Source organism: Ureibacillus sp. FSL K6-8385 (assembly GCF_038593155.1).
In the GTDB taxonomy this organism is placed as follows: domain Bacteria; phylum Bacillota; class Bacilli; order Bacillales_A; family Planococcaceae; genus Ureibacillus; species Ureibacillus terrenus.
Window position 1 is genome coordinate 1134207 of the sequence record NZ_CP151968.1, and the last position, 25981, is coordinate 1160187.

Genomic DNA, 25981 nt, shown 5'->3' on the forward strand with positions numbered 1-25981 from the left:
GTACAAAAAACCTATTATTGGGCTACCGACCGGTTCTATTGAAATGTTATGACAACACACAGGCACCCTCCCGAGATGCGATGCGGGAGGCGTTTGTTTTAAGGAAGTTTAAAGAATTTTCATTTGATTTTCTTTCCAATAAAAGATTTTTTATGTTAAAACTAGTTTACAAGGGAGGAAATAATAATGAAAAATTATAAAGAAATCGAACGGCGATTGCTCGAGTTTTTATCGAAAGAACAAGTGACGACCAATGAAACGGTTCGGCAGCTCCATGGTCAAGATGAGTCCTATCATGCACCTGCTTTGCCGGATATCGTGGTATTTCCTCATACGGCGGAAGAAGTGAGCAAGATTTTGAAAATTGCCAATGAATACGAAGTGCCTGTAACCCCGTTTGGGGCGGGTTCGAGTTTGGAAGGACATGTGATTCCATATGAAGGCGGCATTTCCATTGATTTCAACGAAATGAACAAAATTCTTGAAATCGATCCGGAGAGCTTCATTGTCCGGGTGCAGCCGGGGGTTCGGCGTTTGCAGCTAAATAAAGAATTGAAAAAGTATGGCCTGTTTTTCTCCGTAGATCCCGGTGCGGATGCAACGTTGGGCGGAATGGCGGCAACGAATGCCAGCGGGACAACGGCCGTAAAATATGGGGTCATGCGGGACCAGGTGCTGGATTTGGAAGTGGTGTTGGCAAACGGAGACATCATCCATACAGGAAGCAAAGCGAGAAAATCCTCGTCCGGCCTGCATTTAAATGGTTTGTTTGTGGGATCGGAAGGCACTTTGGGATGCATTACGGAACTTACGTTAAAAGTATACGGCATCCCTGAGTTCGAAGTGTCTGGACGGGCAGTGTTCAAATCCACACATGACGCGGTCCGGGCGGTGACAGCACTAAAACAGGCAGGGATACCGATTGGACGGGTCGAGTTTGTCGATGCGGAATCCATTCATGTCGTGAATAAATACAGCGAAACCGATTATGCAGAGGCTCCTACGTTATTTTTAGAGTTCCAAGGAAATGAAGCGGGACTGCAAAGCGACATAGAGTTTGCCACGGAAGTGTTAAAAGATTTTGATTGCGAAGATATTCAATTCGAAAAAGATACGGCTGCACGCAATACCCTTTGGCATGCGCGGCATCATTTGGCTTATGCATACAAACATGCCTTTCCTGGACGCAAGCTGATGACGACGGACGTTTGTGTGCCGATCAGTGAGCTCGCAAACAGCATCGATTACGCCCGTTCTCTATTAAAAGAGCTGAAAATTCATGGCGGTCTATTGGGACATGTGGGCGATGGCAACTATCATGCATGCATTATGATCGATCTGTCAAATGAAGATGAAGTGGACCGGGCGAAGCGCTTCAATGAATTGATTGTAACGGATGCCATCAAGCGGGGCGGTACATGTACAGGAGAGCATGGTGTTGGAGTCGGCAAAAAAATATACCAGGAAATGGAACATAAAAATGCCTTGCAAGTGATGCGCGCCATCAAACAGGCGCTCGACCCGAAAGGCATTTTGAACCCCGGAAAACTTCTATGATTATTCATTTATCTAAAATCGGATATTTTGGCTTAATGAAAAGGCTTAGAAGCGGAGGAATTTCAGCTTCTAAGCCTTTTTGTCAATCATGATGAAGACGCAATGCGATTTCCGGATTTTTTTCGATTTCATGCAGTTTTTTGAAGGAAGCGATGGACACTTCCACCATTTGGTCATCCGGTTCTTTCGTTGTTAATAATTGCAGCCATAAACCGGGATAACCCATGAACCGCAGTACCGGCACATCCCTCAATGAATTCGTGAATTGCAAAACTTCATAAGAAACGCCCAATACAACGGGAATCAGCAGGATGCGGATCAATACTCGGAACCATAGCGGTTCTACAGGGAAAAGCAGATAAATGAACATTCCGATGATGACCGTAAACAGGATGAAGCTGGAACCGCAACGGTAATGCAATCTTGACTGCTTTTGGACATTTTCGACGGTTAATTCTAGACCTTGTTCATAACAATTTATCACTTTATGTTCTGCCCCATGATATTGAAATACCCTCCGAATAATAGGAGTCAGGGAAATAAGATATAAATAGGTAAGGAGCAGGATGAGTTTGATCCCCGTTTCCAAAAAGATTTGGGGATATTTTCCGGAAATCCATGGAGAAAAGAGCTCGGCAAGAAATACCGGAACCAGCGTAAAGACAAACTTTCCGAATAAAAAGGAAAGGATGCCGACAATGGCCACTCCAAAAATCATTTCAAGCTTTGACAGTTCTTGACCTTCCTGCTCCTCTCCTGGAGCGACATCATAACGTTCGCTGGAAAATTGCAAATGTTTGGAACCGATTCCCGCGGCTTCGATGATTGCTATATTTCCGCGGATGAATGGTACTTTTTTCAGCTTGTTCATCCATGGCTTCACTGTTTTTTTTGCATAATAATATTCTATCGATTGGTCGTTTCTTCGAATGGCAGAAACGGTATGTTCTTTTCCCCCGAACATAACCCCTTCCAGAATTGCCTGTCCTCCATATATAGGTGTTTGGCTCATAAATGTTGACACCACTCTCTGTGATTATTTTTCTACTAATTTTTTATTGTACTAAATTTTAAGCAAATGCACTACGTCAACGCATATGAAATTTTGCTGTTGGCAAAAATGTATAAAAAAAGGGGTGTGCAACATGCTGTATTTGGCGTTTGTGACAAGCATATTCGGTTCGATTCTCCTCACCGCCGGCTTAAAAATGTTATCTTGGTTCCATTTCATTCAATGGAATCCAATCGGTTTTTCAAAAAGGTACGAATTATTTGAAGGAAGTCATCCGTTTATCAGCTGGCTGTTTTTGGCTATATTAATTTTTATTGCGAATTTTATTCTTTATTTGTTGATGCAATATGTCCAAAATGTACCGCCGTTTATCACCTCCCTTGTGATTGGAGGGCTTTTTGCCATCGTTGCGGAATGGATCATTTACGATTTGCCGGCTGAAATTTATTCTTTCAAAAAATTATCCATTCCTTTTATCGTGACGGTTGTCATCGCTGCAAGATTCATCATTGAGACCGCTTCTTTCCATTATAAAGCTCAATTGGAACGAAATAGGTTGCCGTACAAGGAGACTGTGATAAAATAAAAGTGTTCATTTCTTCGACTTTTTTAAAGGAGAATCCATCATGAAGATATTGGTGTTAAATGGCCCCAATCTAAATCGGCTCGGAAAAAGGGAGCCGGAAATTTACGGGACAGAAACGTTGGAGGATGTCAAAGAACGATGCGCTGCTCTGGCAAAGGAATTTGATGCGGAAATTGAATTTAAGCAATCCAATCATGAAGGGCAATTGATCGATTGGATTCACGAAGCGGAAGATAAGGGCATCGATGGAATCGTTTTTAATCCGGGGGCTTATACTCATACAAGCATCGCATTGAGAGATGCCATTGCCAGTGTAAAAGTTCCGGTCATTGAAGTTCACATATCCAATATACATAAGAGGGAGGAATTTCGGCATAAATCTCTGCTTGCACCGGAGTGTGTCGGACAGATATGTGGACTTGGTACGTTCGGGTATGAATTGGCATTGCGCAAGTTTTTACAAGGATAAAGGAAGGAAACGTATATGAATAAACTTGACAAAGCGAGAAAAGAACTGGAAGATCGCCAAGTGGATGCCTTGCTGATTACAAATCCGTACAATCGCCGTTATATGACCGGCTTTACGGGAACTAGCGGAGCGGCAATGATATCCAAAAAAGATGCGGTATTCATTACGGATTTTCGATATACGGAGCAGGCGAAAAAACAAGTAAAAGATTTTCGCATTATTCAGCAAGAAAACTCCATACTAAAGGAAGTAGCGAAAATTGCCGATGAGTGGAAAATCCAATCATTGGGTTTTGAAAAAGATACGGTAACCTATGGAGAGTTTGAGACTTTACAAGAACTCTTGAAGGTGGATCTTGTACCATTATCCGGTGTAATTGAAAAAATTCGCTTGATTAAGACCGATGAAGAGATTAAGATTATAAAGGTTGCATGTGAAATTGCTGATGCCGCATTTTCCCACATTTTGAATTTTATTAAACCTGGTGTTACAGAACTTGAAGTGTCGAATGAGCTTGAATTTTTCATGCGCAAGCAAGGTGCAACGTCTTCATCCTTCGATACCATTGTCGCAAGCGGTCTACGAAGCGCTTTGCCTCACGGTGTTGCGACGGACAAAGTCATCGAAAAAGGCGATTTGGTCACGCTCGATTTCGGCGCCGTTTATAACGGATATGTTTCCGACATCACCCGTACAATCGCCGTTGGGCAGCCCAATGAAAAATTGATAGATATGTATAATGCGGTCCTGGAAGCGCAAATGTTGGCCCTTGAAAAAATAGGACCGGGGATGACGGGCATCGAAGCGGACAAAATTGCAAGAGATTATTTAACGGAAAAGGGTTATGGCGAGGCTTTCGGACATTCCACAGGCCACGGAATCGGTCTGGAAGTCCATGAAGGACCGAACTTATCTTTCCGTTCCAGTCATGTGCTCGAGCCTAACATGGTGGTTACGGTTGAGCCCGGGGTCTATTTGCCGGGAATCGGCGGAGTCCGCATTGAAGACGATATTGTCATCACTGAAGCGGGCAATGAAAGATTGACTCATTCGGCGAAAGAACTAATTATTCTATAATGATGGAGGAATATTCATGATTTCAGTGAACGATTTTCGTACAGGACTAACAATCATTGTAGATGGGGAATTATATCGGGTATTGGATTTCCAACACGTAAAACCTGGTAAAGGTTCTGCTTTCGTCCGTTCCAAATTGCGCAATTTGCGCAACGGAAACGTTGTAGAAAAAACATTCCGCGCAGGCGAAAAAGTGGAAAAAGCGATGATCGAAAACCGCAAAATGCAATATTTATACGCAAATGGTGACTCCCATGTCTTCATGGATTTGGAAACATATGAACAAATCGAATTGGATGCAAAACAAATTGAATATGAATTGAAATTCTTAAAAGAGAACATGGAAGTCTACATTATGACATATCAAGGAGAAATGCTCGGTGTTGAACTTCCAAACACCGTGGAATTGAAAGTGGTCGAAACGGAACCGGGCATCAAAGGTGATACTGCATCAGGCGGTTCTAAACCGGCGACATTGGAAACAGGCCTTGTCGTACAAGTGCCATTCTTCGTAAACGAAGGAGATATCTTAGTCATCAACACAGCTGACGGATCTTACGTTTCCCGCAAAAACTGATAGGAAATCGCACAAGTGGAAGGAAAAGTGGACGCTTATGGCGCGTCCACTTTTTTTATTGTCTTTTGGTCTATTTGATTGAACAAGCTCATATATTGCTTTCACAAGGAGGAGTCAAATGGAATTACAGGATGTATTAAGGGTGGCAGGAGTAGGACTAATCATAGCACTGTTGCATGTCTTTTTTGATCAGGTAGGGAAAAAAGAATTTACGTTCTATATATTTTTCATCGCATATTTATACATGGCTGCAGAACTGATCAGATTCTTACGGCTTTTTTTCGGCGAAATTATGCTATTTTTCCAATGGTTGACGAATTGACATATGACAATTTTGGTTTATGCCGTAATTCTACTACTGATTTTACTACTGATTAAAGAAGCGGTTCCAAAACTCTATTCGCTTATTGCCATCATTTTCTTTTTTATCCTATTGCATTTCCTCTTGTCGAAGTCTGTACTTCCATTAATTGGACAAATCCTGTCATATGTAAATTCGGTGCCATATGTTTCCCAGCTCGTCTATTCTGCTCTTTTTTATCAAATGGGCGTGTTCTTTAAGATGTTATTTGTCGAACAGGAGCAGGAGACGATGGGGGAATTTGTAATGTTTTCGGTCCGGATTGTGCTGCTCACTTATTGGGTGGGCGAATTGGCTAAAGTACTTTCAAGCTTTTCTTCAATTTTAGAGAAGCTTCAATAAGGGGCCTTCACAATGGATGAACTATTGAACATTTTTACCGATCCATTAAAAATTGCAGGCAGATCCATTCTACTTGTAGTCACTTACACCATTCTATTCCTGATTTTGGAAGCCTTTGTGCCTCAATTTAAAAAATGGGGAGACGCGTTATTTATCATCGTCCTCGTGTTGACACTTGGACAAACTGTGATGGATGCGTTCAGTTTAATGGGAGATATTGTGAATATTGCAAGCGACTTCTTTTTATCCATCACCCCCATCCTCATGTCCATCATTGTTGTTTTAAATGCGGTGTTTTCTTTCATTGCTTGGAGCCCAATTGTTTTGGCAATTTTTGAATTTTTGATCTTGCTATGCCAAAAAGTGCTGATACCGGGGATTGTCATTGCGCTGCTTCTTGATTTTTGTTCCAGGTTCATCCAGGAAATATCTTTTTCAAAAGCTTCGGATCTGATTCGGGGCACGGTCATGACATTGATCACGGCATCGCTTTTGTTGATGGTCGCCTTTTTATCCTTTGCGGGTGTCGCCTTTTTTACGGTGGATAAAGCGATTGCAAGCCCTGTGAAAAAAGTGATTGAACAAACCATTCCGATTGTCGGATCGCTCATTGTTGAAGGGTTTTCCATCTTCCAAAAATATCAATCGGCAGCCACGACCGTTGCTGGCTTCAGTGCAATGACCGCCTTTTGGATGGCCGCTTTTTATCCTGCCGGAAAGCTGTTGATCCATGCAATGACTTTTAAAATTCTGGCTGCCATTGTCGAACCCTTCAGCGGAGGAACCATCAGCGGCTTTTTGGATGATGTAGGGAAGTCTTTGCTTGTCCTATGCGCATCAGCCATTCTTTTGGGGATTGCTTTTGTATTCATTTGGCTGATTTTAATGATCATCTTGCAACTAGGGGTGGGAAAAAACTTTTGATCAAATTAATCGCCGTTATATTAATCGGAAAGTGTCTGCTGCTTTTAGCCGAGGAAAGTGAAATCGTGGTATATGTCAAACTGGCGACTCTATTAATCGTCATCACGGCTTTGTTAGATTTTCTAAAGCTGTAAAGCATAGAGCTTGTACTTCATTCATACAATGTTTTGAGAAGTTAGGGAAAGGGGGCCGCTGAGAACGTGAGGTGGAAAAGAAATGGACAAAGTTAAACATATTAATTATTCCAATCGCAATTTTCGCATTCATTGCTTACGTTTCAGTGACGGGCAATGCATCCAGCGAGCAATATGACACGCTTTCACCTGAAGGCAGACTTGAACAGGCTTTAAGTGAAATAGAAGGCGTTGGAAAAGTAAAGGTTTATTTTCATTACGACGAAACCCCTTCAAATGCGGAAGATAAGTTAAGCAACTATTTTCGTTCAAGCAACAACACAACCGTATCAGGATTGCTCATCGTTTCGGAAGGTGCAAAAGATCCTAAGGTTCAGATGCAGCTTCTTGAAACTGTAAGCAAAGTCATGCAAATGCCTGCTCATAGAATTATGATTGTACCGATGGAAAGTAAAGGAGATGAAAAATGAAGGTAAAAAGAAGAACAATTTGGCTTTTGACGCTGTTAAGCTTAGCTGCTGTCATTTCCGTTTATTATGTTTTTGAACCGAACCGTAATGTGGATTTAATGACAATCTTTACAGATGGCACCCTTGAAGAAACGACGTTAACAAATGTGGATGAAGAATTAAAAACGCCTACTGTATCATCCGAAAGTCATTTATTCGATGATTTGAGAATGGAGATTGCGAACGAACGCAGCCAATTGAAAGAGCAACTGACCCAAAAAATTGCCTCTGATGATTTAAGCGCGGAGGAAAAAAATAAAGCCTTTAATGAAATGAATAATCTGATTAAGAGAGAATCAGCGGAAGCAATGCTTGAAATGCTGATTGAATCTCTCGGCTATTCTGATGCGTTGGTGCATGTCAAAGATGACAAAGTGCAAGTGACAGTGTTATCCGACGAGCTCTCCAAAGCCCAGGCGAACGAAATTATCTATCTTGTCCGCCAGAAAATAGATGATGTTCAGGATGTCACAGTGAGCGTACAATCAAATTATTATTAATAGAAAATAGCGGATATGGAAGTAATGTTGTATAACAGAAGTCGAACAGTGCTTCGTTTACGTAACGAAAGCACTGTTTTTTGCTTATTTTATAGAAAAATTAAAAATATTGTTTCAAAATTTGTCGAAAGGATATAAAATGGATATTGTACTGAAAAAAAAGAAGGGGTGTCTATTTTGTTTAAGGTACAAGAATTAAGAGAGATTATTAAACTGGTTGACTCATCTTCTATTGACGAATTTGTATATGAAGTAGATGGGGAAAAAATTAAATTGAAAAAACATAATAACGTGGTAACTGAAGTGGTTGCACCTAAAGTGCAAACTGTTGTACAACAAGCTCAGCCGCAAGCACAAGCTCAGCCGCAAGTACAACAACCAAAAGAAGAGCCAAAAGCTGAAGAAAAACCAAAAGTAGAAGCCAAAGCTGAAGAAAGCAAACCGGCTGCTCAAAAATCCAGCAATTTAGATGATCCTACTTTAGTAAAAATTACATCTCCAATGGTAGGAACATTCTACCGCGCACCATCTCCAGATTCACCTCCATACGTTCAAGTAGGTGACAAAGTAGAGCCAGATACAGTTGTTTGTATCGTAGAAGCAATGAAACTATTCAACGAAATCGAAGCCGAAGTAAAAGGTGAAATCGTTGAAATCCTAGTAGAAAACGAACAACTTGTTGAATTTGGTCAACCACTATTCCTAGTGAAACCTGCTGAGTAAGGGGTGCCTAAATGTTAAAAAAAGTATTGATTGCTAACCGCGGTGAGATTGCGGTTCGTGTAATTCGAGCTTGCAAGGAATTAGGAATCAAAACAGTTGCAGTTTATTCCGAAGCCGATCGCGATGCTTTGCACGTAAAACTTGCGGATGAAGCGTACTGCATCGGTCCAAAACTTTCTAAAGATTCTTATTTAAGTTTTCCGGCAATTTTAAGTGTTGCCGAAAAAACAGGTGCTGAGGGTATCCATCCGGGTTATGGATTCTTGGCGGAAAATGCAGATTTTGCTGAAGCATGCGAAAATGCCGGCATTAAATTTATCGGCCCTTCTTCCAAATCTATCCGCATCATGGGTATCAAAGACGTTGCCCGTGCAGAGATGCAAAAAGCCGGAGTGCCGCTCGTTCCTGGTACAGGCATTGTTCCTGATATTGAAACAGGTAAAAAATGGGCAGCTGAAATCGGCTATCCAGTCATCATCAAAGCGACTGCCGGTGGCGGCGGTAAAGGGATCCGGGTTGCACGAAATGAAGAAGAGCTCGTAAAAGGCATTGAAATTACACAAAAAGAAGCTCAAGCCGCATTCGGTAACCCTGGCGTATATTTGGAAAAATACATTGAGTTCTTCCGTCACTGCGAAATTCAAGTATTGGCGGACGCATACGGAAACGTAATCCATCTTGGAGAACGCGACTGTACGGTACAACGCCGCATGCAAAAACTAGTGGAAGAAGCTCCATCTCCAGCCCTTTCTCCGGAAAGACGCGCCGAGATGGGTGAAGCAGCTGTAAAAGCGGCAAAAGCTTGCGGATACGAAGGTGCCGGAACAATCGAATTTATTTACGATTATAATGAGGACAAGTTCTACTTCATGGAAATGAATACACGTATCCAAGTAGAACATCCGGTAACAGAAATGGTTACGGGAATTGACTTGGTTCAACAGCAATTAAAAATCGCATCCGGCGAAAAATTGACTATAAAACAAGAAGATATCAAATTAAATGGATGGGCAATTGAATGCCGCATCAACGCAGAAAACGCATATAAAAACTTCATGCCTTCTGCCGGAACGGTAGAAACTTACATTACACCTGGCGGACCTGGTGTACGCATTGACTCTGCGGTTTATCCTGGATACACAATTCCACCATACTATGATTCAATGGTGGCAAAATTGATTGTGCATGCGGATACTCGTGAAGAAGCGATTGCACGCATGAAACGCGCATTAAGCGAATTTGTTGTGGAAGGACCTGGTATCAACACGACAATTCCTTTCCACTTGGCATTAATGGATAACGAAGTGTTCAAATCAGGTAAATTCAATACGAAATTCCTTGAAGAGAACGATGTATTGAATATGAATAAAGAAACTGTAAAAAACTAAATTTGTCGGAGCCTTCTTTATGAAGGCTCTTTTTTGTTTTTCAAAAAATAAAGATAGTTTTTCGTTTTGGGACCCTTTAAACCTTTGTATTTTGTTTTTTCTTTTCGACGTTATATACTAAGTTCATCAGAAAGGAGTGGGAACATGCATCCAAAATTATCGGTCCTCGATTTGGCGCCCGTTTTGGAAGGAGAAACGCCTGCAGATGCTTTTCGCCATAGCAGGGATTTAATTCAGGCGGCGGAAAAGTTCGGCTATCATCGATATTGGGTGGCTGAACACCACAATATGGAAGGGATTGCCAGTTCGGCAACATCTGTACTGATTTGTTATTTAGCGGGCGCTACCAAAAAGATTCGGGTAGGGGCAGGGGGCATCATGCTTCCGAACCATGCACCGTTAATCATTGCCGAACAGTTCGGAACCTTGGAGTCCATGTATCCCGGTAGAATCGATTTGGGATTGGGACGCGCCCCAGGAACAGATTTGCTTACGGCAAGGGCTTTAAGACGGGATGAAGCGGGTGCTTATCAATTCGATCAATTGGTCGATGAATTAATGAGCTATTTTGATGATCAAGATAGGGCGGTGATTGCGGTGCCCGGAAAAGGCCTGAACATTCCGATCTGGCTTTTGGGATCCAGTTTATACAGCGCAAGACTCGCCGGAGTTTTGGGACTGCCTTTCGCCTTTGCCAGCCATTTTGCCACGGATTTATTGGACGATGCACTCGATACATATCATCGGAATTTTAGGCCTTCCAATTCTTTAAAAACCCCATACGCCATGGTGGGGATTAATGTCTTTGTGGGAGATACCGATGAGGAAGGGGAATTTTTGGCAACAACCCTCTATCAGCAATTTTTGAGAATGATCAGGGGAAAGCGCGGGAAAACGCCGCCTCCAACAAATATGGAAAAATTGTGGACGGATGATGAGAAAAAGCAAGTTCTCCAAACATTGAAATTTACCTTTGCCGGCAACAAAGAAACTGTTTTCCGCCAAATCAGTGAGTTTTTATCACAACGAAGTAGACCCGTTAATGAACTCATCATTAACAGTCCCATTTATGATCAAGGAAAAAGACGTCATTCCTTTGAACTGCTCGCCAAAATCTTCAGAGAATCTCCGGACGATCTTTCATGAAATCTTTGTTTCAATACAGGAATGTATAAAATTTTGTATAATATATAAATAAATGTGTATTTCATTACCGACAGGTCTGAAAAGAGAGGATGAACAAAATGGCTGAAAAGTCAGTGCATGCATTTGTACAATCTGCTCCTTCCGGAAAAGAAGAACTTGGAAAAGTAGAGGTTGCTCCTGAAGTGATTGAAGTGATTGCGGGGATTGCAACAAACGAAGTGGAGGGCGTTGCTTCCACACGGGGGAATTTCGCATCCGGAGTGGCAGAACGTTTTGGCAAAAAAGTGCATTCCAAAGGCGTAAAAGCAACCATTACAGATGAAGGCGAAATCATCATTGATGTCTTTTGCTCAGTGAAATTCGGATATTCCATTCCGAAAGTGGCAAAAGATATTCAAGCAGCCATTCGCCAAGCCATCTATAACATGACCTCAATTGAAACGAGCGAGGTAAATGTCCACATTGTGGCAATCCAATTCGAAAATTCGGCAGCAGAAGAATAAGTCGAACAACATCAAATGGGATTTATTGCTCCCTTTTGATGTTTTTTTTTTGCAAATTTTTCGCTTTAAATCGGGCAAAGGATTCCTTGATATATCAAAATGAAAAAAATATGGATTTTTTTATGCCGGCAACCATCATTCCATCCTCCGAAGAAATTTTTGAAGGAACAAAGGAATGGAAAGAATTCTGAAGAATAAAATAGATAGTCCCAATTAACATCCTTTAAGGAGTGACGCTGAATGGAGAAATATATTTTGGCTTTGGATCAGGGAACTACCAGCACCCGTGCCATTTTATTCGATAAAGATGGTGAAGTGGTCCATATTGCTCAAAAGGAATTTAAACAATATTTTCCGAATCCGGGATGGGTTGAACATGATGCGAATGAAATCTGGAGTTCGGTCTTATCGGTCATTGCCTCCGTATTAAATGAAAAAAACATCCAACCGGAGCAAATCGCTTCCATCGGCATTACCAATCAGCGGGAAACGACAGTGGTGTGGGATAAGAAAACAGGGAATCCCGTGTACAATGCCATCGTTTGGCAATCCAGACAAACTGCGGATATATGCGGGAAATTGAAGGAAGAAGGCCTTGAAGAACTGGTCAGAAACAAGACCGGCTTATTAATCGACCCTTACTTTTCAGGAACAAAAGTAAAGTGGATTTTGGATCATGTGGAAGGGGCAAGAGAAAAGGCGGAAAAAGGTGAGTTGCTGTTCGGCACGATCGACACATGGATCATTTGGAAATTGACGGACGGGGCAGTGCATGTAACGGACTATTCCAATGCGTCCAGAACATTAATGTATAATATTTATGATTTGAAGTGGGATGAGGAATTGCTTGAAATTTTGAATGTACCGAGGGCAATGCTTCCTGAAGTCCGGCCGTCTTCCGAAATCTACGGAGTGGTTTCCAGGAAGAATTTCTTTGGTACAGAAGTGCCGATTGCCGGCATTGCCGGGGATCAGCAGGCAGCCCTTTTCGGCCAGGCATGTTTTGCGCCAGGGATGGTGAAAAATACATATGGCACGGGCTGTTTTATGTTGATGAATACCGGGGAGAAGGCGGTCAAGTCCAAACATGGACTTTTGACAACCATCGCCTGGGGCATTGACGGCAAAGTGGAATATGCACTGGAAGGCAGCATCTTTGTAGCCGGATCCGCCATCCAGTGGCTGAGGGACGGGCTCCGGATGTTCCAGCATTCAAGCGAAAGCGAACATTATGCGGAAAAGGTCGATTCGACGGAAGGCGTTTATGTTGTTCCTGCGTTTGTTGGATTGGGGACCCCATATTGGGACAGCGATGTGCGAGGCGCCGTCTTTGGATTAACCCGTGGAACGACAAAAGAACATTTCATCAGGGCCACCCTTGAATCCTTGGCGTATCAAACAAAGGATGTATGCAGTGCCATGGAAACAGATTCAGGGATTCAATTAAAATCTTTGCGGGTCGATGGGGGAGTTGTAAAAAACAATTTTCTCATGCAATTTCAATCGGATATTTTAAATGTGCCTGTCGAACGCCCTTCGGTGAATGAAACAACGGCTTTGGGAGCCGCTTATTTGGCCGGAATCGCCGTCGGTTTCTGGAAAAATAAAGAGGAAATTGAAAAACATTGGAACTTGGATAGAAGATTTGAACCGAAGATGAGCGATGAGCAGAGGGAATCATTGTATCAGGGATGGAAGAAAGCTGTAAATGCGGCAAGAAGTTTTAAATAGATGCTTGTTGTGAATACCTCTCCTTCAACAGTTCAAACTAACAAAAAGCATGGTTGAAAGGAGAGAGCAGCAATGAAAAAACCGGTTCACGAACGCCTTGCAGAAAAAAACAATGGATTGACAAAGGCGCAGGAAGTGCTTTATAAAAAAGATTTTAAACAGGCAAAAGAAACAGCCAAAAATATTGAAAATGGAAAATAAATCGAATATATAGACCAGGAAGCTCCATTTGTCAAAAGGACGGATGGAGCTTCTTTCGTCTGGAAAGATGTTTTTTATTTCAATCCATTGAACCCCTTTTTTGATGAAATGTTATAATAGAAAATGTTGTAATGAAAAGAAATTGTGATTTGCTAATGTATTTTTTGCAAACAATAGTTATAATATGTACGAATGTTAGAAATGAAGGAGTCATTTTATGAAACGGCACGAAATTCGTGAAAAAGCGTTACAAGTTTTGTTTCAACTTGATAATACGGATTTGACATTGGAAGAAGCTATAGTCCATATTTTTGAAGATCAGGAGTTGGATCCGTTTTTTAAGAAGTTGGTATATGGAGTTGTTGAAAATCTTCAAGAAATTGATGAACAGCTTGCAGAGAAATTGGAAAATTGGTCATTGTACCGTTTGCCGAAAGTTGAACGGACGGTTTTACGTTTAGCTTTATATGAATTGCAATATATGGATGAAACCCCTGCTGCTGTGGTGTTGGATGAAGCCATTGAGCTGGCAAAAACTTATGGGGATGAAAAATCAGGGAAATTTGTGAATGGTGTGCTCTCGAAATTTGTTGAACAATAACTTTGACAATAAATAAAAGAGTATTGGAATTGAGGAGGAAAACTGATGGCTCAAATCATTAACGGAAAAGAAATAGGGGAAAAAATCCGAAAAGAAATCGCTGAAAAAGTAAAGGAATTAAAGGAGAAGGGAGTAACACCAGGGCTTGCGGTCATTTTGGTCGGCGATGATCCGGCTTCCCAAACTTATGTGCGCAACAAACATCGTTCCTGTGAAGCGATTGGAATTTATTCCGAAGTCATTAAATTGCCTGAAAGCACAACAGAGGAAGAACTCTTGGGGAAAATCCATCAATTGAATGAGCGCAAAGATATCCATGGCATTTTAGTGCAATTGCCGCTGCCAAAACATATCAATGAAGATCATGTGATTGCGGCGATTTCGCCTGAAAAAGATGTGGACGGCTTTTCGCCGGTCAGCGTGGGCAAAATGATGCTGGGACAAGACACATTCCTTCCATGCACTCCTTATGGCGTCATGAAATTATTGGAATACTCAGGAATTGAAATTGCAGGCAAACATGCCGTTGTCATCGGCCGCAGCCACATTGTCGGAAAACCGATGGGGCAACTCTTGTTGCAAAAAGATGCTACGGTTACATATACCCATTCCAAAACGAAAGATTTGCCATCCATTACAAAACAGGCGGATATTTTGGTTGCTGCCGTCGGACGCCCTAAATTCATCAAAAAAGAACATGTGAAACCTGGCGCCGTTGTCATCGATGTGGGCATCAACCGCGATGAAAATAATAAATTGGTGGGTGACGTGGATTTTGAAGAAGTAGAGCCGATCTGCTCCTATATAACACCGGTGCCTGGCGGAGTGGGACCAATGACCATTACGATGTTATTGTACAACACAGTAAAAGCGGCCGAAAAAACACTAGGCGACAAATAACGACGAAACATGTACAATAAATGTAGGGAAGCTGTTTTTCTAGAAAAACAGCTTTTCTAATGGGCTGATTCATTGTGTTATAACAGAATATCGAAGGAGAGATAGAGCTTGATGCCATCTTCCTATTTAACGGTGAAAGCATTAACAAAATATATTAAAAGAAAATTCGATGCAGATCCCCATTTAAGGGACGTTTATGTAAAAGGAGAGCTGTCGAACGTCAAAATTCATCCATCCGGCCATATCTATTTCACATTAAAAGACGATTCTGCGCGGATCAATGCATTGATGTTCCGCTCCCAGGCAAGTCAGCTGAAATTTAAACCGGAAGATGGCATGCAAGTGCTGATTCGCGGCGATGTCAATGTGTACGAAGCGCAAGGGTCTTATCAATTGTACGTGCTGACGATGGAGCCGGACGGAATCGGTAGCCTTTTCATCGCCTTTAACCAATTAAAAGAAAAACTATATAAAGAAGGTTTATTTGATCCAAACTATAAAAAACCGATTCCAAAATTTCCGAGAGTCATCGGTGTTTGTACGGCGACATCAGGAGCGGCAATCCGGGATATTTGTACCACCATCAAAAGAAGGTATCCTCTTGCTGAAATTATCATTTATCCGACCCTTGTCCAGGGAATCGGGGCAGCGGAATCGATTGCCAAAAACATCCGGCTGGCGAACAAGCACGGTTATGCGGACGTTTTGATTGTGGGGCGCGGCGGAGGCTCCATTGAAGATTTATGGGCATTTAATGAAGAGATGGTAGCCAGGGCGATTTTTGAAAGCCGGATTCCGATCATCAGTGCAGTCGGCCATGAAACCGATACCACCATTGCCGATTATGTTGCCGACCTTCGGGCACCGACACCGACTGCTGCAGCAGAGCTGGCAGTGCCAAACATCCAGGAACTATATCAACGCATTTTAACCTGTCAATCTCAAATGCATCATATCGTACGAAATCGTCTTATATATGAAAGAAATCGGCTGAACAAATTACAACAATCCTATCCGCTTTCAAAACCGGACCGGCTGTTCCGTCCGTTTGCCGAACGGCTGATCCAGGCAGATCTCGTCTTGCGAAGAGCCGGCCAAATGTATTTGATGAAAAAGAAAAATGAGTTGTCACAAATGGAAGGAGCACTGAAACTTTATTCGTCGCAAAATTCCATCGTTTATTATAAAAAACAAATCGAACACCTATCGGGTATGCTGACTCGTGCAGTTTTTCAATCATTGAACCGAAAAAAAGAACAGTATTTATTTACCATCCGCACCCTTCAGGCATTAAATCCGTTGTCCATAATGGAGAGAGGGTTCAGTGTCACTTACAAAGACGGAAGGGTCGTTAAATCGATCTCTCAATTAAAGAAAGACGATGATGTTTCAATACAATTCCATGATGGTATGGTAAAAGCAAAAGTGACGGAAATACGAAAAGAAGCTGGTGAAAATGATGACTAAACAGACGTTTGCGGAAGCAATGACGGAATTGGAGGAAATTGTCCGGAAGTTGGAACAGGGAGATGTTCCTTTGGAAGAAGCGATTGATTTATATAAAAGAGGAATGGAGTTATCAAAATTTTGCCACGAGAAGTTGCAGAGCGCTGAAGAACAGTTGATTTCCATTGTGAATGAAAATGGTGAGAAGAAGCCTTTTGAACCAACGAACGGAGAGGAACTATAAACGATGGCTGAACGATTGAAACAATTTATGAATGTACATCTGGATTTCATTAACCGGGAAATCGAGTATCAAGTGGAACGGCTTAATGCACCGCAAATTTTAAAAGAATCTATGTTATACTCATTAAAAGCAGGAGGAAAGCGCATACGCCCGCTGTTTGTTGTGGCGGTTTCAGAAATGTTCAACAACAAACAGAAAGAAGTGTACACGGTCGGTGCCGCTGTCGAAATGATTCATACCTATTCCCTTATCCATGATGATCTTCCCAGCATGGATAATGATGACCTAAGACGCGGTAAACCTACGAATCATGTCGTTTATGGAGAGGCGTTGGCGACCCTGGCCGGAGATGCTTTAAACACGTTGGCTTTCGGCGTCCTGGCCCGAATGGAAAATGTCTCTCCTGAAAAGAAGGTGGAGCTGATCAACTTATTGAGCATCGCAAGCGGTGCAGAAGGCATGGTCGGAGGACAAGTGTTGGATATCGACGGGGAAAAAAAGCGGTATAATTTGGCTGAATTGGAACAGGCCCATGTCCGCAAAACGGGCGCCATCCTCCGTTTCAGCATTGAAGCGGGCGCCGTTCTGGCCGATGCAACATCGGAAGCGCGCCGGGCGTTAATAGAATATGCCCGCCATATTGGGCTCGCCTTTCAAATTCAGGATGATATTCTTGATGTGGAAGGCACGTCCGACCAATTAGGGAAAACGGCAGGAAAAGATGAGGCAAGCAATAAAAACACATATCCTGCATTATTGACAATTGATGGCGCAAAACAAAAATTGGAGGAACATTATCAAAGCGCGCTGAAGGCGTTGGATAATTTATCGGAAGATACAACTCTTCTTAGGGAAATCGCAAATTATATCATTTCCCGAAATCATTAGACGGCCGAATGGATTGCTTTTGTCAGTGGATTTACCTTGTTATAATGAAATGACAACCTCAAAGCGAATAAACTGAAGAAAAGGTGTGTGAGAGATGGATTTAACGACAATTACTGGTCCATCCTTTTTAAAAAAACTCAATCGACAACAACTGGAGGAATTGGCTCAAGATATTCGGGATTTTTTGATTGAAAAATGCTCAAAAACCGGTGGACATATCGGACCGAATTTAGGTGTTGTGGAACTGACGATTGCGTTGCATCGGGCGTTCAACAGCCCTTTCGATAAAATCTTATGGGATGTAGGGCATCAAGCCTATGTCCACAAAATATTGACGGGCCGTGCCGCCCAATTTGATACGCTGCGGCAATATAAAGGTTTAAGCGGCTTTCCGAAACGGGCGGAAAGCATCCATGATGAATGGGAAACAGGACACAGCTCCACTTCTTTGTCTGCCGCGATGGGAATGGCCATAGCGCGGGACATTAAAAAGGAAAATCATTATATTGTACCGATTATTGGAGATGGCGCTTTAACAGGCGGAATGGCTTTGGAGGCTTTGAACCACATCGGCCATGAAAAAAGAAGAATGATTGTGATTTTAAATGACAATGAAATGTCCATCGCTCCGAATGTCGGGGCTTTGCACAATATTTTGGGAAGATTGAGAACGGCAAAAGAGTATTCAAAGGCAAAAGAAGAATTGGAGTCGATGATGAAACGGATCCCTGTTGTGGGCGGCAAGCTTGCCCAGGCTGCCGATCGGGTAAAGGACAGTTTGAAGTACTTGGTCGTATCCGGCGTATTTTTCGAGGAAATGGGATTCAAATATTTAGGACCGATTGATGGACATGATTTTGATGCGTTGGAAAAAACGTTGGAATATGCGAAAAAAGTGGATGACCGCCCGGTTCTAGTCCATGTGGTTACAAAAAAAGGGAAAGGTTATAAACCTGCGGAAGAGGATAAAATCGGCACATGGCATGGAACGGGACCATATAAAATTGAAACAGGGGCATTTATACAAAATAAAGCGAAAGGTCCTTCCTGGTCGAGCCTTGTTTCGGAAACAGTCCGCAAATTGATGAAAGAGGATCAGCGGATTGTGGCCATCACCCCTGCGATGCCGGTCGGTTCAAAGATGGAAGGTATTCAAAAGGACTTTCCGGACCGTTTCTTTGATGTAGGCATTGCGGAACAACATGCGGCAACGATGGCTGCGGGGCTTGCGACCCAAAATATGAAACCGTTTTTAGCGATTTATTCGACATTTTTGCAACGCGCATATGACCAAGTATTGCATGATATTGCGCGGCAAAAGCTGAATGTGTTCATCGGCATCGACCGCGCCGGTCTCGTCGGCGCTGACGGCGATACGCATCAGGGGGTTTTTGATATTGCATTTTTGAGACATATCCCTAATGTCGTCATCATGATGCCAAAAGACGAAAATGAAGGTCAACACATGGTAAAAACGGCCATTGACTATAATGAGGGGCCAATCGCACTCAGATATCCACGCGGCAATGGACTCGGCGTTCCGCTTGATGAAGAGCTGCACACGATTCCGATCGGTACATGGGAAGTGCTCAGGGAAGGAAATGATGCAGCGATCCTGACTTTTGGTACAACGATTCCGATGGCTATGGAAGCGGCAGAAGAATTGTCAAAACGGAACATTCATGTAAAAGTGGTGAATGCCCGTTTCATCAAGCCTCTCGATGAGGAAATGCTGCACGAAATCATGGGCCGAAACATCCCGATCTTGACAATTGAAGAAGGGGTGTTGAAAGGCGGTTTTGGCAGCGCCATTTTGGAATTCGCCAGCGACAATCAATACCATCACATAAAAATTGACCGGATTGGAATTCCGGACCGGTTCGTAGACCATGGCAGCGTCGACTTGTTGTTGGAAGAACTGCATATTACGAAAGATGAAACCATTGCCCGCATCGAATCTTTAGTAAAAAATAAAGCGTTGGGTAAAAAGACCGTATGACGAAAACGCCGAAAGAACGGGCAGATGTGCTGCTCGTTCAACGGGGATTGTGTGAAACCCGGGAAAAAGCCAAAAGGGCTATTATGGCGGGCATAGTTTATTCAAAAGAAGCGAGAATAGACAAACCGGGAGAAAAAATTCCGGTCGATGCGCCTTTGGAAATCAAGGGTGAGCAATTAAAATATGTAAGTCGTGGCGGATTAAAACTGGAAAAAGCGTTGAAAGAGTTCGATTTAAATGTGGAAGGAAAACTGGTGCTTGACATCGGAGCTTCCACCGGCGGATTTACAGATTGCGCACTTCAAAATGGGGCGAAACATTGCTATGCATTGGATGTAGGTTCCAATCAATTGGCCTGGAAGCTGCGGAAGGACGAACGGGTTACCGTTATGGAAAAAACGAATTTCCGCTATTCAAAACCGGAAGATTTTACAATGGGATTGCCGGATTTTGCGACAATCGACGTATCATTTATTTCTTTGTCGCTGATTTTGCCGGTATTGTATAATATTTTGCTTCCTGGAGGGGACGTCGTTGCCCTTGTCAAACCGCAATTTGAAGCGGGAAAAGAGAAAGTGGGAAAAAAAGGGATTGTCCGCGATCCCAAAACCCATTTGGAAGTGTTGGAGAAAACGGCAAGAATGGCTGAAGAAACCGGCTTTGCCGTAAAAAATGCAACTTATTCCCCGATTACCGGGGGAGAAGGGAATATTGAATTTTTATTCCACTTGGTAAAACCTCAGGAAGGGCAGGAAGTGATTCCATTTACAGATTTTAAAAAAGTTGTGGAACAGGCCCATCAAGAATTCCGTTAATACTGGCAGGGAATGGCAATGGTCATTCCCTATTTTTACTTGATGAATAAACAATTGTAATGATAGTATAAATATACATTTATATTCATTAAGAGGTGCTAGGTATGAGTAAAGGTCAACGGCATATGAAAATACGTGAAATCATAGCAAACAATGAAATTGAAACTCAGGAAGAACTGGTGGCAGCTTTAAAAGAAGCAGGTTTTAATGTGACGCAAGCCACTGTATCCAGGGATATTAAAGAATTGCACTTGGTCAAAGTTCCTCTTCCGGATGGGCGTTATAAGTACAGCTTGCCGGCAGATCAGCGGTTCAATCCGCTGCAAAAATTGCAAAGGGCGTTAACGGACTCTTTTGTCAGTATTGATGGCGTGGCCCATTTTTTGATGCTAAAAACTTTGCCGGGCAACGGAAATGCGGTTGCGGTGTTGATTGACCATTTGGAATGGCCTGAAGTATTGGGTACGTTATCCGGAGATGATACAATCTTGATTATTGTCAGGGAAGAAGAACAGCGTGAAATCATTAAACAGCGAATTTTAGATTTACTTTAATTCGAGGTGGTCCGTTTGTTGAAAGAGCTGAATATTCGAAACTTCGCCATTATTGAAGAATTGGCCGTCACTTTTGAAAACGGTTTGACGGTTTTGACGGGGGAAACAGGCGCGGGTAAATCGATTATCATCGATGCTGTCCATATGCTGACCGGCGGCCGTGCAAGCCAGGAGTTTGTCCGTCATGGGGCGAAAAAAGCGGAACTTTCGGGTTTATTCTTTGTACCCGACCATCATCCGGTGTTTGAAAAGTTAACGGAAGTGGGGATCGATGTTGAAGAGGATGAAGGGACAATCATTTTGCGACGGGATATCAATGAAAATGGAAAAAGCGTTTGCAGGGTGAACGGCAAACTGGTTCCTTTATCCGTTTTGAGGGAAATCGGCTCCACATTGGTGGATATTCACGGACAGCATGAAAACCAGGAATTGATGGATGAAAAACGGCACATATTTTTGCTTGACCAATTTGCAGAAAAACAATTGCGGCCGATTAAAGAAAAATATCATCGGTTATATGAAAAATACCGTTCATTAAAAAAAGAAGTGCAGGCGATCAATATCAATGAACAGCAAATTGCCCAGCGGATTGACTTATATCAATTCCAGATTCAGGAACTCGAAGATGCCAAATTGTCTGTAAAAGAAGAAGAAATGTTGTTGGAAGAAAGGAAACGATTGCAAAACTTCCATAAGATCTATGAGCATGCCATCAATGCATACGAAGCAATTTCCGGCGAAATGAAAGGCCTGGATTATATTGGTGAAGCCATGAGCGCTTTGGAAGACATTGTACAGCTGGATGAACAGTTCATCGATTCTTATGAAGCGGTATCTTCTTCTTTTTATGCACTGCAGGATGCATCCCATCAAATCAAAAGCGTAATTGACGAACTTGAATTTGATCCGGAACGTTTAAATGAAGTGGAATCCCGCCTTGCCCAATATCAAATGCTAAAAAGAAAATACGGAAGCACCGTCGAAGAGATCATTACATATTATGAAAAAATCAAGAAAGAGTTAAACACGTTGCTGCATCGTGATGAAGCCCTTCAACAAAAAGAACAACAGTTGAGAAAATTGGAAGAGGAATTGGAAAATTTATGCGATGAGTTAACGAAAGTACGCAAAAAATGTGCAACCCAGTTAAGTGAAGCCATCATGAACGAACTTCGTGATTTGCATATGGAAAAGGCGAAATTTATCGTTCAGTTTGACCGGTTAAATAATTTCGACATGAATGGGAAAGACTATATATCATTCTACATCTCCACTAATGTCGGCGAACCGCCCAAATCTTTGCCAAAAATTGCCTCTGGTGGGGAATTATCGAGAATTATGCTTGCGTTAAAAACGATTTTTTCATCAAAATCCCAAATCACTTCCATTATTTTTGATGAAGTGGATACCGGAGTAAGCGGTCGGGTTGCGCAGTCGATCGCAGAAAAAATCGCCAATATTTCCCTTAATTCTCAAGTATTATGCATTTCCCATTTGCCGCAAGTCGCAGCAATGGCTGACCAGCATTATTTAATTTCCAAACAAGTGGAAAAAAATCGCACCTATACAACCGTCGAAAAAATAGTTGAAGAAAAACGGGTGGAAGAAATCAGCCGAATGATGAGCGGCACGGAAATTACGGAATTGACCATGCAACACGCCCGTGAGTTATTGCAGCTGGCGAATGAAAAGAAAAACGAAATAAAACATGGATTGGCATCCAAAGGTTCACTTCCGGTTTAGCAATACGGCCATCAGCAGGCGAATATACTGTTTTTTCTAGAAATGAAAGTACCTAAGCGACAAATATTTACCTCACATTAATAAAAGAACAGTTACACATAGTAAAGTTACATACATTTTGAGGAGGTGGACTATGAAATGCCGTTTGCATAATCTGTTGATTTATCTTGTGCTTGTCATCGCCTTTTTAACACCTTCAGCAGTGGCCGAAGCGAAAAAATTGATTCCAATGGGGGAATCGATCGGTATACAGCTGGAGCTGCCATTTGTTTATGTGGCACATGATGTGCTGTTGCCCAATGGCCAGTGGCTGAAAAAAGGGGAAATCATTAAGGAAGTCAATGGGAAGCATATCGAATCAATTGAGATGTTAAAGGCATCCATCACGGAAAATCAAAATACGCTGACCATCAAAAAAGACTCCGGTCAAACGAGAACCATCACCATCACAAACGAACAGGCGAATAACATCCTTCCTTTTATAAAAGATGAAACGGATGGTATCGGAACATTAACATTCATCGATCCCGAAACTAAAGAATATGGAGCATTGGGGCATCAAATCATCGACGGGGTTTTAAACAAACCCCCTGAGTTCACGGAGGGCTCTATTTTTTTAGCCTCAATTGAGCAAATTAAAAAATCCAGTCCCGGGAACCCTGGTTATAAAATTTCTGTGATCAATTCGGATGATATCCGTTTGGGGAATATTTCCTCCAATGATATTTACGGCATTTTTGGGAATTGGGAATCTGACATAAATCAGATTATGCGTAAACCGATTGAGATTATGCATGATGATGAAATACAATTGGGCAAGGCAGAGCTTTTGACAGCCATCGAAGGTTCAAAAGTCGAAAGTTTTATCATCGAAATCGTGAAAATTGAAGATAATTTTTTACAATTCGAAATAACAGATAAAAAATTGTTATCCAAAACCGGCGGCATTTTACAAGGAATGAGCGGAAGCCCTATTTTGCAAAACGGGAAATTTGTCGGAGCAGTCACCCATATGTTTGTCGAACAACCTGCCCGTGGTGCGGCCATAACCCTATCGGAAATGCTAAAAAAGAAACCGGATTAATACAAAAAGACTACATCGAGCATTCGGTGTGGTCTTTTTTTGATAATTGAATTAAAAAATTGTATTAAAATAATTTTTTGCAAAACAAATTTTGTCAAATAATACAGAAACTTTCCGACTACATTCTTATTTTTAAAATTAGAAAGGTATTTCTAAAAAAATGTCGAAAACTATATTGTCAAGTAAACCGAAACTATGACATATTTATGAGGGAGAAGGTTAAAGGGGGAATTGATGTGACGAAAATCAAAGTTGCAATTGCTGACGATAATCGGGATTTAGTGAAAACAATGGAACAATATTTCGAAAATCATCCGGACATCGAAATAGTCGCTACGGCTTCCAACGGGAAATTGTGTCTAAATATGCTTGAAGAATATAAACCGGATATTTTGTTATTGGATATCATCATGCCTCATTTGGATGGGATGGGCGTTCTTCAGGAGATCTATAACGATGAACGTTTCCGTGATATTCAGGTAATCATGTTGACCGCTTTTGGACAAGAGGATGTAATGAAACAGGCCGTTACATACGGGGCTTCCTATTTTATGTTAAAGCCGTTCGAGTTCGATCAGCTTGTTCAGAAAATTATGCATTGTGCAGGACAAAAACGGGAAACATTTAAACGTAACAGTATCCTGCAGCCTGAATCGACAGGAAAAGTGAACCAGAGACAACTTGATACAACGATAACATCCATTATCAAAGAAATCGGCGTACCTGCCCATATCAAAGGCTACGCTTATTTGAGAGAAGCGATCCAAATGGTTTACCATGATATTGATTTACTGGGTTCCGTAACGAAAATATTGTATCCGGAAATCGCGAAAAAATTTGGTACAACTCCTTCCCGTGTCGAACGCGCGATCCGTCACGCCATCGAAGTCGCATGGAATCGAGGCAATTACGAATCCATTTCCCAAATGTTCGGTTACACAGTACATCATCTGAAATCAAAGCCTACAAACTCCGAATTCATCGCCATGATCGCGGACAAAATCCGCTTAGAACTGGTTGCTTCATAATAAAATGAAATCTGGATGTATCATGGACTTTCTGCATTTGTAAATATTTTGTATTTGGAAGCATTGGTTTTCCAAATGGATGATGCGCACCATTTATTGGGTCGGTCCTGATAAATGGGTGCGCTTTTTTGCGTTCAGCAAGGATGTAAGTGGGAAAAAGATGCTCATGGAATATGGAAATAATGAAGCGGAACAAGGAAAATCTGTTCCCAACCAAACGGTTTCATTGTAGCTGCAGAAAAGCGGCAGGCTTTGTACATAAGTTTGTAAATTTCATGCGGAAAAACCTCATTCTCCTGACTTTAGCACCATTGTATAATGATGGTAGATAGGAGGGAGATGTGTGTATGGACCAACTGCAATTCGAGGACTTATTATTTAAAAAATCGTATCCATATGTCTTTAAAGAAGCACATCAGACCATCAAGGAGTTCTATACAGATTTTAAAGGCTTTTATGCCAAGAATTTCTTTAATAATAAAGAAACGGAGCTGTATTATTTTTTAGCGGATTCGGTTGTCAAAGTGGAATTTAACTATGATCCGAAACTAGAAACTTATAAATTCCCATACAAGATCAGACAATATAAAAGCAAGATCAATAGAAAAGATTTGACATATGCTGATTCAGAGGTTGAATTAACGTTGGAATTGGAAGACAATACAATCTTTTATTTCAACAGCAAAGATGACAGCAATGAAAAATGGCAAGAAAGCTATGCTGAAAATATTATTTCAATATTCAAAGTTATTTAATGTTCCAAACCACATCGGCATGATGTGGTTTTTCTTTTCCTTTGATTGAAACATGAAGTGGATGTTCCCAAGGGAAATAAGTTGGATATTTTTTCTCGCATATCAAATTTTTTTCTTTTTTTATTAAACAAAAAACGAAAAATTTATATTATACTCATCTTATCTGATAGATAAAGAGGTGAGA

General features: G+C 41.7%; 30 protein-coding genes. 29 read left to right on the forward strand and 1 reads right to left on the reverse strand.

Going from position 1 to position 25981, the window contains the following annotated elements:
- The first annotated feature begins 186 nt into the window (after positions 1-186).
- Positions 187-1557 carry an FAD-linked oxidase C-terminal domain-containing protein gene (locus NST62_RS05530; protein WP_141600812.1) on the forward strand — a complete coding sequence of 457 codons (1371 nt, stop codon included), beginning with the start codon at positions 187-189 and terminating at the stop codon, positions 1555-1557.
- 82 nt (positions 1558-1639) lie between these two features.
- Here the strand turns inward: NST62_RS05530 and NST62_RS05535 are convergent, their stop codons facing one another.
- Positions 1640-2569 (reverse strand): DUF1385 domain-containing protein, encoded by a 930-nt coding sequence (locus tag NST62_RS05535; protein WP_141600811.1) that lies wholly within the window; start codon positions 2567-2569, stop codon positions 1640-1642.
- A 133-nt stretch (positions 2570-2702) separates the two neighbouring features.
- On the opposite strand from NST62_RS05535, the gene NST62_RS05540 reads away from it, so the two are divergent.
- From NST62_RS05540 to NST62_RS05675, 28 genes are all read left to right on the forward strand, one after another.
- On the forward strand, positions 2703-3155 hold the full coding sequence (locus NST62_RS05540) for a hypothetical protein (RefSeq protein WP_141600810.1): 453 nt from the start codon (positions 2703-2705) through the stop codon (positions 3153-3155).
- Between the two features lie 40 nt (positions 3156-3195).
- The gene (gene aroQ / locus NST62_RS05545; RefSeq protein WP_141600809.1) at positions 3196-3624 is read left to right on the forward strand and encodes a type II 3-dehydroquinate dehydratase; all 429 of its coding nucleotides are present in this window, start codon (positions 3196-3198) and stop codon (positions 3622-3624) included.
- 15 nt (positions 3625-3639) lie between these two features.
- Positions 3640-4701: a Xaa-Pro peptidase family protein gene (locus NST62_RS05550; RefSeq protein WP_141600808.1), complete on the forward strand. Its 1062-nt coding sequence runs from the start codon at positions 3640-3642 to the stop codon at positions 4699-4701.
- A gap of 16 nt (positions 4702-4717) precedes the next feature.
- Entirely contained in the window at positions 4718-5278 is a 561-nt protein-coding gene (efp, locus tag NST62_RS05555; RefSeq protein ID WP_141600807.1) for an elongation factor P, read from the forward strand.
- Positions 5279-5396: 118 nt separating this feature from the next.
- Positions 5397-5600, forward strand: coding sequence for a hypothetical protein (locus tag NST62_RS05560; protein WP_016837737.1), 204 nt, complete (start codon positions 5397-5399; stop codon positions 5598-5600).
- 3 nt (positions 5601-5603) lie between these two features.
- On the forward strand, positions 5604-5981 hold the full coding sequence (locus NST62_RS05565) for a hypothetical protein (RefSeq protein WP_141600806.1): 378 nt from the start codon (positions 5604-5606) through the stop codon (positions 5979-5981).
- Positions 5982-5993: 12 nt separating this feature from the next.
- Positions 5994-6905 carry a stage III sporulation protein AE gene (locus tag NST62_RS05570; protein WP_141600805.1) on the forward strand — a complete coding sequence of 304 codons (912 nt, stop codon included), beginning with the start codon at positions 5994-5996 and terminating at the stop codon, positions 6903-6905.
- Positions 6902-7039, forward strand: coding sequence for a hypothetical protein (locus NST62_RS05575; protein ID WP_181733117.1), 138 nt, complete (start codon positions 6902-6904; stop codon positions 7037-7039). The genes NST62_RS05570 and NST62_RS05575 overlap by 4 nt, the downstream gene beginning before the upstream one ends.
- A 71-nt stretch (positions 7040-7110) precedes the next feature.
- A complete protein-coding gene (locus NST62_RS05580; protein WP_141600804.1) occupies positions 7111-7509 on the forward strand; it encodes a hypothetical protein in 399 nt (132 codons plus the stop codon).
- Positions 7506-8048, forward strand: coding sequence for a SpoIIIAH-like family protein (locus tag NST62_RS05585; RefSeq protein ID WP_141600803.1), 543 nt, complete (start codon positions 7506-7508; stop codon positions 8046-8048). The genes NST62_RS05580 and NST62_RS05585 overlap by 4 nt, the downstream gene beginning before the upstream one ends.
- A gap of 177 nt (positions 8049-8225) precedes the next feature.
- Positions 8226-8771 carry an acetyl-CoA carboxylase biotin carboxyl carrier protein gene (gene accB / locus NST62_RS05590; RefSeq protein WP_141601062.1) on the forward strand — a complete coding sequence of 182 codons (546 nt, stop codon included), beginning with the start codon at positions 8226-8228 and terminating at the stop codon, positions 8769-8771.
- 11 nt (positions 8772-8782) lie between these two features.
- On the forward strand, positions 8783-10159 hold the full coding sequence (gene accC / locus NST62_RS05595; protein WP_141600802.1) for an acetyl-CoA carboxylase biotin carboxylase subunit: 1377 nt from the start codon (positions 8783-8785) through the stop codon (positions 10157-10159).
- A gap of 144 nt (positions 10160-10303) precedes the next feature.
- Positions 10304-11305 (forward strand): LLM class flavin-dependent oxidoreductase, encoded by a 1002-nt coding sequence (locus NST62_RS05600; RefSeq protein ID WP_141600801.1) that lies wholly within the window; start codon positions 10304-10306, stop codon positions 11303-11305.
- 98 nt (positions 11306-11403) lie between these two features.
- The gene (locus NST62_RS05605; RefSeq protein ID WP_141600800.1) at positions 11404-11808 is read left to right on the forward strand and encodes an Asp23/Gls24 family envelope stress response protein; all 405 of its coding nucleotides are present in this window, start codon (positions 11404-11406) and stop codon (positions 11806-11808) included.
- A 240-nt stretch (positions 11809-12048) separates the two neighbouring features.
- On the forward strand, positions 12049-13539 hold the full coding sequence (gene glpK, locus NST62_RS05610) for a glycerol kinase GlpK (protein ID WP_141600799.1): 1491 nt from the start codon (positions 12049-12051) through the stop codon (positions 13537-13539).
- A 72-nt stretch (positions 13540-13611) separates the two neighbouring features.
- Positions 13612-13740, forward strand: coding sequence for a YfhE family protein (locus tag NST62_RS05615; protein WP_141600798.1), 129 nt, complete (start codon positions 13612-13614; stop codon positions 13738-13740).
- 217 nt (positions 13741-13957) lie between these two features.
- Positions 13958-14341 (forward strand): transcription antitermination factor NusB, encoded by a 384-nt coding sequence (gene nusB / locus NST62_RS05620; RefSeq protein WP_141600797.1) that lies wholly within the window; start codon positions 13958-13960, stop codon positions 14339-14341.
- Between the two features lie 42 nt (positions 14342-14383).
- Positions 14384-15241 carry a bifunctional methylenetetrahydrofolate dehydrogenase/methenyltetrahydrofolate cyclohydrolase FolD gene (gene folD, locus NST62_RS05625; RefSeq protein ID WP_141600796.1) on the forward strand — a complete coding sequence of 286 codons (858 nt, stop codon included), beginning with the start codon at positions 14384-14386 and terminating at the stop codon, positions 15239-15241.
- A 108-nt stretch (positions 15242-15349) separates the two neighbouring features.
- Positions 15350-16708 carry an exodeoxyribonuclease VII large subunit gene (gene xseA / locus NST62_RS05630; RefSeq protein WP_342463208.1) on the forward strand — a complete coding sequence of 453 codons (1359 nt, stop codon included), beginning with the start codon at positions 15350-15352 and terminating at the stop codon, positions 16706-16708.
- Positions 16701-16931, forward strand: coding sequence for an exodeoxyribonuclease VII small subunit (gene xseB, locus NST62_RS05635; RefSeq protein ID WP_141600794.1), 231 nt, complete (start codon positions 16701-16703; stop codon positions 16929-16931). The genes xseA and xseB overlap by 8 nt, the downstream gene beginning before the upstream one ends.
- A 27-nt stretch (positions 16932-16958) precedes the next feature.
- Positions 16959-17819, forward strand: a complete 861-nt coding sequence (locus tag NST62_RS05640; RefSeq protein ID WP_328215458.1) for a farnesyl diphosphate synthase — start codon at positions 16959-16961, stop codon at positions 17817-17819.
- A gap of 94 nt (positions 17820-17913) precedes the next feature.
- The gene (gene dxs / locus NST62_RS05645) at positions 17914-19818 is read left to right on the forward strand and encodes a 1-deoxy-D-xylulose-5-phosphate synthase (RefSeq protein ID WP_141600792.1); all 1905 of its coding nucleotides are present in this window, start codon (positions 17914-17916) and stop codon (positions 19816-19818) included.
- Positions 19815-20633: a TlyA family RNA methyltransferase gene (locus NST62_RS05650; protein ID WP_141600791.1), complete on the forward strand. Its 819-nt coding sequence runs from the start codon at positions 19815-19817 to the stop codon at positions 20631-20633. The genes dxs and NST62_RS05650 overlap by 4 nt, the downstream gene beginning before the upstream one ends.
- Before the next feature lie 104 nt (positions 20634-20737).
- Positions 20738-21187: a transcriptional regulator ArgR gene (gene argR / locus NST62_RS05655; RefSeq protein WP_141600790.1), complete on the forward strand. Its 450-nt coding sequence runs from the start codon at positions 20738-20740 to the stop codon at positions 21185-21187.
- A 15-nt stretch (positions 21188-21202) separates the two neighbouring features.
- Positions 21203-22930, forward strand: coding sequence for a DNA repair protein RecN (recN, locus tag NST62_RS05660; RefSeq protein ID WP_342463209.1), 1728 nt, complete (start codon positions 21203-21205; stop codon positions 22928-22930).
- A gap of 133 nt (positions 22931-23063) precedes the next feature.
- Complete coding sequence (locus tag NST62_RS05665) at positions 23064-24014, forward strand: SpoIVB peptidase S55 domain-containing protein (protein WP_141600788.1); 951 nt, start codon at positions 23064-23066, stop codon at positions 24012-24014.
- A gap of 236 nt (positions 24015-24250) precedes the next feature.
- Positions 24251-25042 (forward strand): sporulation transcription factor Spo0A, encoded by a 792-nt coding sequence (gene spo0A / locus NST62_RS05670; RefSeq protein ID WP_328215395.1) that lies wholly within the window; start codon positions 24251-24253, stop codon positions 25040-25042.
- Between the two features lie 347 nt (positions 25043-25389).
- Complete coding sequence (locus NST62_RS05675) at positions 25390-25797, forward strand: DUF3908 family protein (protein ID WP_141600786.1); 408 nt, start codon at positions 25390-25392, stop codon at positions 25795-25797.
- The last annotated feature ends 184 nt before the right edge of the window (positions 25798-25981 follow it).